Consider the following 14203-nt stretch of genomic DNA (forward strand, 5'->3'; position numbering starts at 1 on the left):
AGAAAAAGTGGTGCTCAGGAAAAGTCGTGCTCGGAGAAGTTGCCCAGAAAGTCCTGCATGCGAAATAGCTGTGGACGAAAGAAAAGCTCCGCGTGAGCAACGTGCATATGACACAAGAAGGCCCCTGTCGAAATCTCGACAGGGGCCTTTTGTCTTCGGGGCCTTTTATCTTCAGAGCCAGTGAAGTTTCAGCGCGCCATCACATCAGGGCGAGACTTCGTAGAGCTCGATGGGCGTACCGTCAGGGTCTGCCAGGAAGGTGAAGCGGGCGCCGGTGTATTCATCGACACGTATCGGCTCTGGCGTGGCGCCACGGGCGATCAGCAGCTCGACACAGCTGTCGATGTCCTCGGTTGCCAGCGCCAGGTGACGCAGCCCACAGGTTTCCGGATAGCTTGGGCGCTCAGGCGGCGACGGGAAGGAGAACAACTCCAGCTGGATACCGCCCGGCAAGCGCAGGTCGAGCTTGTAGCTGTCGCGGGCTTCACGATAGGCCTCGTGGATCACCTGCGCATCCATGACCTCGAGATAGAAGCGCCTGGCGCGTGGGTAATCAGCGGTGATGAGTGCCACGTGATGCACTCGCGTCAAAGGCAGGCGCGCTGTCGAAGTGGCACTTGATGCCATGGTGGGACGTTCCGTTGTCATATGGTTGCTCCTGCTGAGAGTCTTCGGTGGCGAATGCCCGAGTGACATCCTGATGAAAGAAGGCGCCCAGTGGGCGCCTTCTTTCATTGAACCCATCACGGGTCATGCTGTGCGCTATCTCAACGACACAGGGTTTCCAGGGCTTCGATCAGGCTGTCCATCTCGGCATCGGTACCGATGCTGATGCGCAGATAGTCACGTAGCGCATCGGTGTTGAAGTGGCGCACCAGGATGCCCTGCTCGCGAAGGCCGATGAACAGCTTGCCGGCATCATGGGTCGGGTGAGTCGCCAGCACGAAGTTGGTCTGTGACGGCAGGATCTCGAAGCCCAGTGCAGCCATGCGATCGCGCGTCTGCTCACGGGTGGTGATGACGCGTGTGCGGCACTCATCGAAATAGGCGGGATCACTGAGCGCGGCGACGCCGACCTGCTCGGCCAGACGATCGATGGGGTAGGAATTGAAGGAGTCCTTCACGCGCTCCAGGCCCTCGATCAGCTCCCGCGAGGCCACGGCATAGCCAAGGCGAATGCCCGCCAGGCTGCGCGACTTCGAGAAAGTGCCCGACACGACCAGATTCGGATACTGATGAATCAGCGGGATGGCGCTTTCCCCCCCGAAGTCCACGTAAGCCTCATCCACCAGCACCACGCTCTGCGGGTTGCGCTCCAGCAGCGCGGCAATCGCCTTGCGGCCATGGCCATGCCCTGTCGGGGCATTGGGGTTGGCGAAGATGATGCCGCCATTGTCACTGCCGAAGGCTTCGAGATCGACTTCCCAGTTGTCGGTCAGCGCGATGCTGCGTGATTCGATGCCATACATGCGGCAGTAGACCGGATAGAAGCTGTAGCTGATGGAGGGCAACAGCAGCGGCTTGTCCTGACGGAAGAAGGCCTGGAAGGCCAGCGCCAGCACCTCGTCGGAGCCATTGCCGACGAAGACTTCCTCTGCGGCCACATGGAAGGTCTCGGCCAGGGCGGCGCGCAGCGAGCTGGAACTCGGGTCCGGGTAGCGACGCAGGTCAGAGGCATTGAACTCGCGCAGCGTCTGTTCCACGGCCGGGGCCGGCGGGTAGGGGTTTTCATTGGTGTTCAGCTTGATCAGCTGCTCACGCGGTTGTTCGCCGGGGACGTAGGGGGTCAGGTCGTGGACCTGTGGGCTCCAGTACTTGCTCATGATTTCTCGCCGCTGGTGACAGTGCATGACCCGTGTCATGGATAGGTTTCATGTTGCCCGCTGGATCGTCGCGGTACAAGCATCGGCAGGCTCTCGCATGAGTCGCGAGGATGCCGCGTGGCGCGACCTGGCGCATTGTTGCCATCCCAGCATTATTCTCATGCACCGCGTGCGCTTGAAGCATCGGCTGGCGCACCGCATGTCACTGGCATGCCCGCCCGGTTCGCCCGAAGCGGCGGCTGGCGAAAGATCAGAGACTCAAGGAGCACCGATGACTGCCAACACCAAGGCCCCGTACGCCGACACCCTGCTTGATCCGGTCATGCTCGGTGATCTCACCCTGCCCAATCGTATCCTGATGGCGCCACTGACCCGAGCGCGCACGCCGGACAGCATTCCCGGTGAGCTTCAGGAGGTCTACTACGGACAGCGTGCCGGCGCCGGCCTGATCATCAGCGAGGCGACCAACATCTCGCCGACCGCGCGTGGTTACGTCTACACACCGGGTATCTGGACGGATGAGCAGGAAGCCGGCTGGAAGGGCGTCGTCGAGGCAGTGCACGCCAAGGGTGGACGCATGGCGCTTCAGCTGTGGCATGTCGGGCGTGTCTCGCACGAGATGGTGCAGCCGGATGGCCAGCCACCGGTCGCGCCCAGCGCCCTGCGTGGTGAAGGCGCTCAGTGCTTCGTCGAGTTCGAGGATGGCAGCAGTGGTCGCCACCCCACCAGCACGCCGCGTGCGCTGGAGACGGAGGAAATCCCCCAGCTGGTCGAGGACTATCGTCAGGCTGCCGTGCGCGCCAAGCGTGCCGGCTTCGACATGATCGAGGTACATGCCGCCAACGCCTATCTGCTCAACCAGTTCATGGCGACCGGTACCAACCAGCGCACCGACCAGTACGGTGGTTCGGTCGAGAATCGTGCACGTCTGACACTGGAAGTCGTCGATGCCGTCGCCGAGGTCTTCGGGCCGGAGCGCACCGGCATCCGTCTGACGCCCTTCATCGAGATCTTCGGTCTCACCGATGACGAGCCGGAAGAGATGGCCTTCTATATGGCAGACCAGCTCTCCAGACGTGGCATTGCCTACGTGCACGTCAACGAGCCGGACTGGGCCGGCGGCGACGTCAAGTTCACCGATGACTTCCGCCGCGCACTGCGGGAGCGCGTCAAGGGCGCGCTGATCTTCTGCGGTCATTACGATGGGGAGCGTGCGGCACGCATCATCGACGAGGGCATTGCGGATGCCGTCGCCATCGGGCGCCCCTACATCGCCAATCCGGACCTGATCGAACGCCTGCGTCTGGATGCGCCGCTCAACGAGCAGGATCCTGATACCTTCTACGGTGGCGGTGCCGAGGGCTACACCGATTATCCCTTCCTCGACAACGGGCATGATCGCCGTGGCTGAGGCCGACATGATTTAGCGAATGGCGTTCGATAAACGCCATCGGGGGTGGCCTCACGGGGCTGATACCCGCTATTCTTGAGCGTGGAAGCTCGTGAGCGGTCCGTCTGTCGAGGCAGTCGGGCCGCTCGCCGTCGATAGCGCTGACGCTGCTATCGAATCATCGCCTTAAGGAGGATTCAATGCAGATCAGGACTCTGATGGTGGGAGCCGCGCTGATGGTCGGTCTCGCCGGGTGCGCATCAACGGCCCAGACGACGGATGGTGCCGCTGCCAATGACGCCACCGAGACAGCCAGCGAGCAGGTTGCCGTCTACAAGGGCACCCTGCCGTGTCGTCGTTGCACGGGCATTGACCTCGATGTGCGTCTCAAGGGAGCGGAAGATGCTGCCCCGGAAGCGCGTACCTTCAGTCTCGATGCCACCTATCGCGATCATCCGCAGCAGCCCGCGCCGGAGCACTACGAGGGGCAGTGGGATGTGCTGTCAGGTACGGTGACCGACCCGAATGCCACCGTCTATGAGCTGACGCCGAATGGCGAGGGCCAGACCTACTACTTCCTGCGCCTGGACCCCCAGACACTGGAACTGGTCGACCCGCAGAAGCGCCGCTTCCAGAACGGCGAGACACTGCGTCTCAAGCGCGAGTGATGCCACCGCGTGTCATGCACGCGTGAGGTGACAGCAAGGCGGCGCAAGCCGCCTTGCTTGTGTCTGGCATCCGTGTCGGACGTTCGCATCGAGCGCCCCTGCCTGGTGCCATCGGGCGATGCGGGGCATGGGTGCCATGCCGGGCGACGTGGTCTGAAATCATTACTCCCTGACAGGATGGTCTGATGGCGAAAGCAAAGAGCGCCTTCGTATGTACCGAGTGCGGTAGCGAATTCTCGAAGTGGCAGGGGCAGTGCAGCGGCTGTCGCGAGTGGAATACCCTGCAGGAGATTCGGGTCGGTGCCACGGTATTGCCGGGGGCTGCGCCGGCTGCCGGGGGCATCAGCACTGGCGGGGCGTCACGTGGCGCCACCAGCGCCAGAGGCGGCTATGCCGGCACGCTGAGTGACAACGTGACGGATCTGTCCAACGTCTCGCTGGCCGAAGTGCCGCGCTTCTCCTCGACCTTCGGTGAGTTTGATCGCGTGCTTGGCGGCGGTCTGGTGCCTGGCTCCGCCGTATTGCTCGGCGGGCACCCCGGCGCCGGCAAGTCGACGCTGCTGCTGCAGACCGCCTGCAAGCTGGCGCAGCACAAGCGTTCGCTCTACGTCACCGGTGAAGAGTCGCTGTCGCAGGTGGCGATGCGTGCCCATCGACTGCAGCTCCCGACCCAGGGACTCAAGATGCTGGCCGAGACCAGTGTCGAGACGATTCTGGCCACCGCCGAGCGCGAGAAGCCGGAAGTGCTGATCATCGATTCCATCCAGACCATGCACCTGGAGGATCTGTCCTCCGCGCCGGGGGGCGTCTCGCAGGTGCGTGAGTCCGCCGCGGCGTTGACGCGTTTCGCCAAGCGGACCAACACCGTATTGCTGCTGGTCGGCCACGTGACCAAGGATGGCTCGCTGGCCGGCCCCAAGGTACTGGAGCACATGATCGATGCCTCCCTGTTGCTGGAAGGGGACGGTGATTCGCGCTTTCGCACCCTGCGCGGACAGAAGAACCGCTTCGGCGCGGTCAACGAGCTGGGCGTGTTCGCCATGGTCGAGCTTGGCCTGAAAGAGGTGAAGAACCCCAGTGCGATCTTCCTGTCACGCAGCGAGGAGCAATCCTCCGGCAGCCTGGTGATGGTGGTCTGGGAAGGGACTCGGCCGATCCTGATCGAGGTCCAGGCGTTGCTGGACGATTCGCCGCTGGGCAATCCCCGGCGCGTCGCGGTCGGTCTGGATGGCAACCGACTCTCGATGTTGCTGGCCGTGCTCAACAAGCACGGCGGCCTGTTCACCGGCGATCAGGATGTCTTCCTGAACGTGGTGGGCGGGGTCAAGGTGCTCGAGACCAGCGCCGACCTCGCGGTGCTGTGTGCGGTGGTATCCAGCCTGCAGAACCGCCCGCTGCCGCGTGAACTGGTGGTGTTCGGTGAGGTCGGCCTGTCCGGCGAGATCCGCCCGGTGCCCAGTGGGCAGGAGCGCATCGTCGAGGCCGCCAAGCATGGCTTCACGCGCGCCATCGTGCCCAAGGGCAATGCCCCCAAGAATCCGCCCAAGGGCATGACGATCGTCGCGGTCGACAAGTTGTCCCAGGCGCTGGAAGCCCTGTGATGGCTGCCGGCAGCTGCCACGCGCAAGCTTTCCGGTGACATTCCGCCTGAAACGCACAAGGCCAGCCTCGCGGCTGGCCTTGTGCATATGGGATTGCCACTGGGCGTGATGTCAGTCCTGGTTGTCAGCCTGACGGGCGGCGTGAGCGCAGGCCTTGAGGCGCGCGACCAGCTGCTCGACGCCACGCTCGCGCATCAGCGCCTCGTTGCGCGCCGGCACCTCTTCCACATCCCCCGAATAGGCATTGATCGCCGCCTCGACCGAGCTTTCCCGCAGCAGGTGCAGCATCGGGAAGGGCGAGCGGTTGGTGTAGTTCGCGGCGTCGTCTTCCTCGGTATCCTCGAAGACATAGTCCGGATGGAAGCTGGCCAGCTGATAGATGCCCTCATAGCCCTGCATCTCGAGCAGTGCCTCAGCGTAATCCAGCAGCTCCAGATAGGCATCGAAGTCGCGGAAGCCATCCTTGAAGATCACCAGGGTGGTTTCGGCATCGCGATTGGCATCGAGGTTGAGGAGTTCATCGCCGAGTGCCTGCAGGCAACGCTCGAGTCCCGCGCCGGGGATGACGGCGTACTGGACGCTGTTGCGCGCCACTTCACGTGCCGCGAATGGGCATAGATTGTCCGCGATGATGTGCGTCTCGACCCACTGGCGGGTGGTCTCGATGGCCTCGGCCTCACTGACCTCAAGTGCAGGCGTATAGCCGGCCGACGGAGTGGAAGAGGTGGTGTCAGCAGGCGTAGCGTCGGTGGTCATGGCGTCAGGGTCCGCAGCGGTGTCAGGAGGGTGCATTGTCACTGCTCATGCCGGCCATGGCCAGTCCGGATTGGCAGCGCGCCACGATTGTCGCCGGTATCGCTACCGACAAAGGGAGCCCCGGGCCGGCGAGTACGGTTCGCTGACACGCTGTTTCATCAGCGTATTCAGGGATAGACTTGCCGGGGCCGGACGTCGCCACGCCCGGCCCCGGCATCGTTTCTTCACGGAGGCGATGGCCTCTCCCGCAGCCCACGCACCTTCATGGAGGCACTTCTTGCCCGCTGACAATCCACCGCCACGCCAGCCTGCCGATGATGCCTCTGCCACGTCGAGTGCCACGGCATACCGCCTGTCACGCCTGCTGCCGTTTCTGGGCTGGATGCGCCAGCTGTCGCCGAGAGATGCGCGCGCGGACCTGATCGCCGGGCTGAGCGGTGCGGTGCTGGTACTGCCTCAGGGGGTGGCCTACGCGCTGATCGCGGGGTTGCCTCCGGCACATGGACTCTATGCCGCCATCGTGGTCGCGATCATCGCCGGACTCTTCGGCTGCTCGCGTCATATGGTCAGCGGGCCGGCCGCCGCCATCTCGATGGTGGTCTTCGGTACCGTCTCGACCCTGGCCACCCCCGGCAGTCCGGAATACCTGCCGCTGGTGCTGGCGCTGACCTGCATGGTCGGCATCATCCAGCTCGCACTCGGGCTGCTGCGCATGGGGGCGCTGGTCAATCTGATCTCGCATACCGTGGTGATCGGCTTCACCGCCGGTGCCGGCGTATTGATCGCCACCAGTCAGCTCAAGCATCTGTTCGGTATCGCGCTGGGAGATGCCTCGAGCTTCCTCGGCACCTGGTGGGCATTGCTTGGGCACCTGGAAGACACTTCGTGGTCGACCCTGATCACCGGCCTCAGTACGCTCGCCAGTGCCTTGCTGGTGCGACGGGTGAATCGCAGACTGCCGTGGATGCTGGTCGCGATGGCCGTCGGTTGCGGGGTTGCGGCATTGCTGGGTGGCAGCGAGGCAGGCATCCCGATGGTGGGGGCCCTCTCCGGCAGCCTGCCGCCGCTTTCTCTGCCGCCACTGGGGTTTGACACCCTGCGCTCGCTGGGCGGTGCGGCCTTTGCGCTGGCGGTTCTCGGCTTGATCGAGGCGGTCTCCATCGCCCGCGCCATCGGGGTACGCTCGCATCAGCGCATCGATGGCAATCAGGAGTTCATCGGCCAGGGGCTGTCGAATCTGGTCGGCAGCTTCTTCTCGTGCTTCGCCGGCTCCGGCTCCTTCACCCGTTCAGGGGCCAACTACGATGCCGGCGCCCGCACGCCGCTGTCGGTGATGATCGCGGCCCTGATCGTGCTGGCGGTGCTGTTGCTGGTGCCGAATGTCACGGCCTGGCTGCCATTGCCCGCCATGGCGGGCCTGATCATGGTGATCGCCGCCAACCTGATCGAATTCAGTCATATCCGTCAGATTCTCACCGTCAGCCGCGAGGAAGCGGTGGTGCTGGTGATCACCTTCCTCGCCACGCTGCTGCTGCCGCTTGAGTTCGCCATCTTCGCCGGCGTGCTGGTGTCGCTGGTGCTGTATCTGAATCGCACCTCGCGTCCACGTCTGGTGGAAATGGCACCGGACCCCGAACACCCGGAGCTGGGCGTGCGCAATGCCGAGCGCTACCAGCTGACCCAATGCCGTGAGGTCGTCATCCTGCGAGTGGATGGCTCGCTGTTCTTCGGCGCGGTGGACCACGTCCAGCGCAAGCTGGCGCGCTATACCGGCAAGCACGTCATCCTGCTCGGCACCGGCTGCAACTTCATCGACATCGCGGGGGCCGAGATGCTCGAGATCGAGCAGCGCCGCCTACAGGATGCCGGCGGCAGCCTGAGCATGTGCGGCTTCCGACGCTACGCGCTGGAAGTGATGGAGCGCGGAGGCTTCCTTGAGCGCATGGGGGATGAGCACTACTTTCATACTGCCGAGGCGGCCATTGCCGCGCTGCGCGAGGCAGTGTCCGAGGCGCATCGGCCACACGACGGCGAGCCGGCCGCATGTGCGTCCTGCCCGCTGTTCGGCCCTGACAGCATCGGCCCGAGCCAGGGCATTCGTCTGACGCCGCCGCTGGCCTGAGCGGGTGGTGCGGCAGCTGGCGGGGCGAGAGTTGGCGGCACGCGAGACGGCAAGGCTGGGGGCCATGTCGTGCATGCGATAGAATGCCAGCCATCGATGTGCCGGGTGCGAGTCGCCGGCCATTGCCTCATTTCAGTTTTCCAGTCGAGAGATGCCCATGAGTTTGCCCACCGTGGCGGCCAGCTGCGATCTGATTCGCGATGGCCGTCCGCTGATCGATGTGCGTGCACCGATCGAATTTGCGGCCGGCTCCCTGCCGGGGGCCGTCAACCTTCCGCTGATGGATGACGAGGAACGTCACCGGGTCGGTCTGCAGTACAAGCAGGTCGGCCCGGAGTCGGCGGTGCATCTGGGTCATCAGCTGGTCAGTGGCGGGATCAAGCGCGCCAGGATTCGTGCCTGGGTCGAGCACGTCGAGCGCCATCCCGAGGCGGTTCTCTACTGCTTCCGGGGCGGCATGCGCTCTCAGCTCAGCCAGCAATGGTTGAAGGAGGCAGGCATCGAGCGCCCGCGGATCGCCGGGGGCTGGAAGGCCATGCGTCAGCAGCTTTGCCAGCATATCGATGAGCGCGTCGAGCAGGCCCCGATGCTGCTGATCGGTGGCCTGACCGGCTGCGCCAAGACCGAGCTGATCCATGCGCTTGACAATGGCATCGACCTGGAAGGCTGCGCGCGCCACAAGGGCTCGGCCTTCGGCCGTCACCCCTTCCCGGCACCGAGCCAGATCGACTTCGAGCATCGCATCAGCGCCGAGATGCTGTCACTGGCCGCGGACGCGCCCACCGTCATGGAAGATGAGTCGCGCTTCATCGGCAGCGTCAACATTCCGCTGCAGGCATGGCGCGCGATGGAGGCTGCCCCGCTGGTGAGAGTCGAGATGCCACTGGACTGGCGACTGGTGCAGATTCAGAAGGACTACATCGAAGGGCTGTGGGCCACCTACAGCGGACACTATGGTGACTTCCTCGGCTGGGCACTGCTGCAGCGTCAGCTGCGTCAGGCGTTGCTGCGTCTGCGCAAGCGGTTGGGCAGTGCACGTCTGGCGCGCCTGATTCGCATGCAGGACATCGCCTTCCGTGAACACAAGCGCGGCAATCCCACTGCCCATGAGGGCTGGCTGGCCCCGCTGCTCAGCGAATACTACGACCCCATGTACCGTTATCAGCTCGAGAAGCACGAGCGTACTTTCCTGCATGTCGGCGACTGGGACAACACGCTCGCCTTCGTGCGTGACTGGAGCGCCACGCATCGCTGGCAGCGCTGAGTCGTCGTAGGGCCCCAGCGCCGCCCGGGAGCGCCTCAGGCGTCGAGCCAGTCCACCAGCAGGCGGTCCAGCAGGGCGGCCTGCCGATCAAAGCGCTTCGGGTCTTCCAGCAGCGTGTCTTCTGACTGCACTCCGCGTCCCTCATTCGGGGCGGGGTGATGCCGGAGACGGTCACGCGTTGCGCCGGCATCCAGATGGGGATGGAAGTTGAGCGCCAGCACCCGGCCAGCATCCCAGCTGAATCCGGCGATCGGGGTATGCTCACCACTGGCCAGCAGCTCGCAATCCTCCGGCAGGCCACAGATCTCCTCATGCCACAGCAGCGTCTCGAATTCGGCGGGCAGTCCCACGGGACACTCGTCACTGCGCGTGAGCGTGGCCCAGCGACGCTGCGGCACCACGGCCGGAGACACGATGGCGCCGAGTTGCTCGGCGATGAGGCGCGCGCCCAGCCCGATGCCCAGTACGGGACGGTTGCTGTTGAGCGCGCGGCGAATCAGCTTGCGCTGCAGGCGCAGTGGCTGTGATTGGGCGCTCTCGGCACCTGACAATGGCTGAGGGCCATCCAGGATCACCAGCGCCTGGAAATCGTCGATGCCGGGGAGCGTCTCGCCATCCAGCGGGAAGCTGGTGTTGTAGCTGTGGCCCATGCCGACAAGCCAGTCGCTCAGGCGTACAGAGTCCTGCCAGCCTTGTGATCGTGGCAGGGCATCAGTCGCTGAGTGAGGCGCTGCGTCGGGGATAAGGCCTTGATGTATGAAGTAAAGGTGCATGGCGTCATCATGCGTGAGCCATCTGGCAGCGTAAAGACCCGAGGTCTGCGCTCGTGTGCCCCTGATGCCCGCCATTGCGCAGCGTGCAGGTGGAGGTATCGTGCTGGATGAGCTTGATCACAAACAGGGGAGAGCGTGATGCGTGCTGAACTGCTCGAGCAGATATACACCGTGGTGGCGCAGATTCCGGCAGGGCGAATCACGACCTACGGGCGAATCGCCAGCATGACCGATGGCGCCACCGCACGCATGGTCGGCTCGGCCATGCGCCATCTGCCGGATGGCCATCAATTGCCCTGGCATCGGGTGATCAATGCCTCGCTCAAGGTCGCCGACCACGGTGGCGCGGTGCGTCAGCGCGAGAAACTGCGCAGCGAAGGCGTGCTGTTCGATGCTGTCGGCCGCGTGCCCAGAGAATGTCTGTGGCCGTGAATCTCGCCGCGGCAAAGTCTCGTTCGTCAGACCGCCTGAGTGCGCTACCCTAACGCATGTCCCATGCCATCTATGGCGGGCTGTCGGCTGGCGGGTTTCCCCCTCCCGACATGTGTCCCGCCTCTTTGAAAAGTGAAGTGAGAAGAGAGCCGTCATGACTCAGCCTGTTCCCGGTTTCCGCGCGCGTCTGGAAGCGCTGGCCCCCGTTCGCCGTACCGCCTTCATGGCAACGCTGACCGAGCGACTCCTGCCCAATGCCGGCTTCTACGCCGAGGCCAATGGCACCGCCAGCGCGCTGGAGACCACGCGCGAGTTGCGCAAGCTGCTGGACCTCGTCTGGGAGCAGCTGCGCGTCCGCGATGCCAAGATCGATTTCTCGCTGCAGGCCGAGAAGGTCACGGCCTTCGAGCCCGACGAGCATGACGACAGCTTCGGTGCGCGCCGTGCACTGGAAGCCGTCATGGCGCTGACCGCCTGCATCGATGTGCTGATCAGTGAGGAGCCGGAAGCCGCGCTCAAGGTCAGTCGCCTGTCCGCCGATGGCGTCCGCGCGCTGATCGACCTGCAGGCCGGTGAGGGCATCGAGCAGGAAGCGCTGGAAGCCATGATTCGCGAACATCCGCTGATGGTCGATGAGCGCGACTTCCAGGACGCCGTGCTGGAGAGTGTCGAGGCTCCGCGTCTTGAGCGTGATGACTGGCGAGCGCTCAAGCGGCTGGGGCGTAACGAGGATGTCAGCAATCTGGGGCTATCCTTGCAGGAATGAGCCCCCGGAAGACCGGGTGAGCAAGCCTGCCCGGCTGACACTGGCAGCCAGGCCATTCCCTTGGAGAGACAGATGGGCAAGACGAGTCAGATGCTTTCCCGCACAGGCGTTGATCCCTTGAATGGCCTGATCCTCGCGCATCTCGAGTCAATGCAGCAGCATCTGGCGCAGGCGACGCTCAGCGCGCAGGAGGTCCATGCGCTGCGCGTCGACTGCAAGCAGCTGCGGGGCTGGTGGCAACTGCGACGTGAGTCACTGGGCAAGGCGGCGGTGAGTGAGCATCAGGCGCGTCCGCGCGCCATCGCCAGGGCATTGGCCGGCCCGCGTGAGGCGCGCATGCTGCGCAAGACCCATGCGCGCGCCTATGCCTGGGTGGATGAGCGTAGCCAGCGTCTGCTGGATGCGCTGCGTCCGGGGCTGATCAGTGCCGCATTGAGCGAGTCGGTGGCGGAGCTGGATCACGCACCTCTGAAACGGCTGCTGAGCGACGAGGTGGCCGCCTGGCAGGCCGCTCCGCTGACGGGAGAGGAGCTCACGGCCGGATTGGAATTCAGTCGTCACCGCCTCCACAAGCTGGCGGCGCGGGTGATCAGCGAGCGGGAGATCGAGACGTCCCACCGGCTGCGCAAGTGGATCAAGTACCGCAGGTTCCAGCTGGCACTGGCGCATGCGGCGCTGGGGGAGACGGCAGGGCGTGAACTCGAGTCACCGAGTCGTGGGCGTCGTCGTGAGCCGGAATTGCTCGACAAGGCAGCATCCCGTCTGGGCAATCAGCATGACCTTGCCGAGCTGGCGCTGTGGGTCGGCGAGCGGGTGATGCTGCCCGCCGCCGAGAAGCATCTGGTGGGTGATATTCTGCGACTTGCCGACCAGCGACTCGAGCAGGCGCTCACGCCACTGGCGAAGCTGGGCTACGCCTGAGCGCTGTCGTCGCCTGACCTGCGGGTAATGTCTCTGAAGACACGAACGCCGCCATTCCCTGAGGAGTGGCGGCGTTCGTGTATCTACCTGACGCGAAGGAGATCGTTCAGAGGCGCATCTCGATACCGCGCTCGGCCATGTAGGCCTTGGCTTGCGGGATGGTGTACTCGGCGAAGTGGAAGATGCTGGCGGCCAGCACCGCATCCGCCCCGCCCTCGAGCACGCCGTCCACCAGATGGTCGAGAGTCCCGACCCCACCGGAGGCGATGACCGGCACGCTGACGGCGTCGGAGATGGCGCGTGTCACGCCGAGATCGAAGCCGGCCTTGGTGCCATCGCGGTCCATGCTGGTCAGCAGCAATTCACCGGCGCCCAGCTCGACCATCTTCTTCGCCCACTCGACAGCGTCGAGCCCGGTTGGCTTGCGCCCGCCGTGGGTGAAGATTTCCCAGCGCGGAGTCTCGCCGCCTTCGCTGACGCGCTTGGCGTCGATGGCGACCACGATGCACTGGCTGCCGAAGCGGTCCGCCGCTTCACGCACGAAGTCCGGGTTGAACACGGCGGCGGTATTGATCGAGACCTTGTCCGCGCCGGCATTCAGCATGGTGCGGATGTCCTCGCAGGTACGGATGCCACCACCGACCGTCAGCGGGATGAACACCTCACCGGCGATGCGCGACACCATGTCGACCGTGGTGCCACGGTTGTCGACGCTGGCGGTGATGTCGAGGAAGGTGATCTCGTCGGCGCCTTGCTCGTTGTAGCGCTTGGCGACCTCGACCGGATCACCGGCATCGCGGATACCGACGAAGTTGACGCCCTTGACGACGCGACCGGCGTCGACGTCCAGACACGGGATGATGCGTTTGGCGAGTGCCATGATCGCTCCCCTCAGGCCGTGCGGCCGGTGATGGCGTCGGACAGCGCCTGTGCTTCGGCGATATCCAGGCTGCCTTCATAGATGGCGCGACCGGTGATGGCGCCGAGGATGCCCTGATCGGCCACTTCAGCCAGGCCACGGATGTCATCCAGATTGGTCACGCCGCCGGAGGCGATCACCGGGATGCCGCCTTCGCGGGCCAGTGCCACGGTAGCCTCGATGTTGACGCCCTGCATCATGCCGTCGCGGGCGATGTCGGTGTAGACGATGGAGGACACGCCGTCATTGGCGAAACGCTTGGCAAGCTCGGTCGCCTTGATGGTGGAGACCTCGGCCCAGCCATCGGTGGCCACGAAGCCATCACGCGCATCGAGACCGACGATGATGCGGCCCGGGAAGGCGCGGCACATCTCGGCGACGAAGGCCGGTTCCTTCACGGCCTTGGTGCCGATAATGACCTGACCGACGCCGGCTTCCAGATAGTGCTCGATGGTCGCGGCATCCCGGATGCCACCGCCGATCTGGATCGGCAGCTCCGGGTAGGCGCGGGCGATGCGTGTCACGGCGTCACCATTGACCGGCTTGCCTTCGAAGGCACCGTTGAGATCGACCAGATGCAGGCGGCGACCACCGGCCTCGACCCAGCGCGCGGCCATGGCCAGCGGGTCATCGCCGTAGTTGGTGGAGTCTTCCATGCGGCCTTGCTTCAGGCGTACGCACTGACCGTCCTTGAGATCGATCGCGGGGATTACCAGCATGTCGGGTGTCCTCTCGGCGTGTCTTGGCACGCCTGAATTGTCGTCGGTA

At 64.6% G+C, this 14203-nt stretch carries 14 protein-coding genes; 8 read left to right on the forward strand and 6 right to left on the reverse strand.

The window, feature by feature from the left end:
- Positions 1-204 precede the first annotated feature (204 nt).
- Positions 205-648, reverse strand: a complete 444-nt coding sequence (gene gloA2 / locus ACZYGA_RS08690) for an SMU1112c/YaeR family gloxylase I-like metalloprotein (protein WP_479398914.1) — start codon at positions 646-648, stop codon at positions 205-207.
- Between the two features lie 119 nt (positions 649-767).
- The gene (hisC, locus tag ACZYGA_RS08695; RefSeq protein WP_404983415.1) at positions 768-1823 is read right to left on the reverse strand and encodes a histidinol-phosphate transaminase; all 1056 of its coding nucleotides are present in this window, start codon (positions 1821-1823) and stop codon (positions 768-770) included.
- Positions 1824-2094: 271 nt separating this feature from the next.
- On the opposite strand from hisC, the gene ACZYGA_RS08700 reads away from it, so the two are divergent.
- The 3 genes from ACZYGA_RS08700 to radA all read left to right on the forward strand — a co-directional run bounded on the left by ACZYGA_RS08700 (position 2095) and on the right by radA (position 5482).
- Positions 2095-3234, forward strand: a complete 1140-nt coding sequence (locus tag ACZYGA_RS08700) for an alkene reductase (RefSeq protein WP_479398916.1) — start codon at positions 2095-2097, stop codon at positions 3232-3234.
- A gap of 179 nt (positions 3235-3413) precedes the next feature.
- The gene (locus ACZYGA_RS08705) at positions 3414-3881 is read left to right on the forward strand and encodes a copper resistance protein NlpE N-terminal domain-containing protein (protein ID WP_077378513.1); all 468 of its coding nucleotides are present in this window, start codon (positions 3414-3416) and stop codon (positions 3879-3881) included.
- Positions 3882-4066: 185 nt separating this feature from the next.
- Positions 4067-5482 (forward strand): DNA repair protein RadA, encoded by a 1416-nt coding sequence (radA, locus tag ACZYGA_RS08710; protein ID WP_077378515.1) that lies wholly within the window; start codon positions 4067-4069, stop codon positions 5480-5482.
- Between the two features lie 111 nt (positions 5483-5593).
- On the opposite strand, the gene ACZYGA_RS08715 is transcribed toward radA, so the two are convergent.
- Positions 5594-6238 (reverse strand): DUF1415 domain-containing protein, encoded by a 645-nt coding sequence (locus tag ACZYGA_RS08715; RefSeq protein WP_279874836.1) that lies wholly within the window; start codon positions 6236-6238, stop codon positions 5594-5596.
- Between the two features lie 277 nt (positions 6239-6515).
- On the opposite strand from ACZYGA_RS08715, the gene ACZYGA_RS08720 reads away from it, so the two are divergent.
- Both ACZYGA_RS08720 and mnmH read left to right on the forward strand, forming a co-directional pair.
- A complete protein-coding gene (locus tag ACZYGA_RS08720; RefSeq protein ID WP_303567470.1) occupies positions 6516-8360 on the forward strand; it encodes a SulP family inorganic anion transporter in 1845 nt (614 codons plus the stop codon).
- A 157-nt stretch (positions 8361-8517) separates the two neighbouring features.
- Positions 8518-9624 (forward strand): tRNA 2-selenouridine(34) synthase MnmH, encoded by a 1107-nt coding sequence (gene mnmH, locus ACZYGA_RS08725; RefSeq protein WP_077378521.1) that lies wholly within the window; start codon positions 8518-8520, stop codon positions 9622-9624.
- 35 nt (positions 9625-9659) lie between these two features.
- Here the strand turns inward: mnmH and ACZYGA_RS08730 are convergent, their stop codons facing one another.
- Positions 9660-10274, reverse strand: coding sequence for a type 1 glutamine amidotransferase (locus ACZYGA_RS08730; RefSeq protein WP_170877471.1), 615 nt, complete (start codon positions 10272-10274; stop codon positions 9660-9662).
- A gap of 258 nt (positions 10275-10532) precedes the next feature.
- Here ACZYGA_RS08730 and ACZYGA_RS08735 point away from each other — a divergent pair, with 258 nt between their 5' ends.
- The 3 genes from ACZYGA_RS08735 to ACZYGA_RS08745 all read left to right on the forward strand — a co-directional run bounded on the left by ACZYGA_RS08735 (position 10533) and on the right by ACZYGA_RS08745 (position 12516).
- A complete protein-coding gene (locus tag ACZYGA_RS08735; RefSeq protein ID WP_479398918.1) occupies positions 10533-10829 on the forward strand; it encodes an MGMT family protein in 297 nt (98 codons plus the stop codon).
- Between the two features lie 154 nt (positions 10830-10983).
- Complete coding sequence (locus ACZYGA_RS08740; protein WP_077378530.1) at positions 10984-11595, forward strand: YjaG family protein; 612 nt, start codon at positions 10984-10986, stop codon at positions 11593-11595.
- A gap of 90 nt (positions 11596-11685) precedes the next feature.
- On the forward strand, positions 11686-12516 hold the full coding sequence (locus ACZYGA_RS08745; protein WP_479398920.1) for a CHAD domain-containing protein: 831 nt from the start codon (positions 11686-11688) through the stop codon (positions 12514-12516).
- 106 nt (positions 12517-12622) lie between these two features.
- Here the strand turns inward: ACZYGA_RS08745 and hisF are convergent, their stop codons facing one another.
- Positions 12623-13396, reverse strand: a complete 774-nt coding sequence (hisF, locus tag ACZYGA_RS08750) for an imidazole glycerol phosphate synthase subunit HisF (RefSeq protein WP_271303479.1) — start codon at positions 13394-13396, stop codon at positions 12623-12625.
- Between the two features lie 11 nt (positions 13397-13407).
- Positions 13408-14154, reverse strand: coding sequence for a 1-(5-phosphoribosyl)-5-[(5-phosphoribosylamino)methylideneamino]imidazole-4-carboxamide isomerase (hisA, locus tag ACZYGA_RS08755; RefSeq protein ID WP_077378540.1), 747 nt, complete (start codon positions 14152-14154; stop codon positions 13408-13410).
- Positions 14155-14203: the final 49 nt, after the last annotated feature.

This window comes from Cobetia sp. BL01 (assembly GCF_056493605.1).

Bases quoted from the DNA above. Each gene is read 5' to 3' on its own strand.
- gloA2 (WP_479398914.1), bottom strand. From the start codon at position 648: ATGACAACGGAACGTCCCACCATGGCATCAAGTGCCACTTCGACAGCG.
- hisC (WP_404983415.1), bottom strand. From the start codon at position 1,823: ATGAGCAAGTACTGGAGCCCACAGGTCCACGACCTGACCCCCTACGTC.
- ACZYGA_RS08700 (WP_479398916.1), top strand. From the start codon at position 2,095: ATGACTGCCAACACCAAGGCCCCGTACGCCGACACCCTGCTTGATCCG.
- ACZYGA_RS08705 (WP_077378513.1), top strand. From the start codon at position 3,414: ATGCAGATCAGGACTCTGATGGTGGGAGCCGCGCTGATGGTCGGTCTC.
- radA (WP_077378515.1), top strand. From the start codon at position 4,067: ATGGCGAAAGCAAAGAGCGCCTTCGTATGTACCGAGTGCGGTAGCGAA.
- ACZYGA_RS08715 (WP_279874836.1), bottom strand. From the start codon at position 6,238: ATGACCACCGACGCTACGCCTGCTGACACCACCTCTTCCACTCCGTCG.
- mnmH (WP_077378521.1), top strand. From the start codon at position 8,518: ATGAGTTTGCCCACCGTGGCGGCCAGCTGCGATCTGATTCGCGATGGC.
- ACZYGA_RS08730 (WP_170877471.1), bottom strand. From the start codon at position 10,274: ATGGGCCACAGCTACAACACCAGCTTCCCGCTGGATGGCGAGACGCTC.
- ACZYGA_RS08740 (WP_077378530.1), top strand. From the start codon at position 10,984: ATGACTCAGCCTGTTCCCGGTTTCCGCGCGCGTCTGGAAGCGCTGGCC.
- ACZYGA_RS08745 (WP_479398920.1), top strand. From the start codon at position 11,686: ATGCTTTCCCGCACAGGCGTTGATCCCTTGAATGGCCTGATCCTCGCG.
- hisF (WP_271303479.1), bottom strand. From the start codon at position 13,396: ATGGCACTCGCCAAACGCATCATCCCGTGTCTGGACGTCGACGCCGGT.
- hisA (WP_077378540.1), bottom strand. From the start codon at position 14,154: ATGCTGGTAATCCCCGCGATCGATCTCAAGGACGGTCAGTGCGTACGC.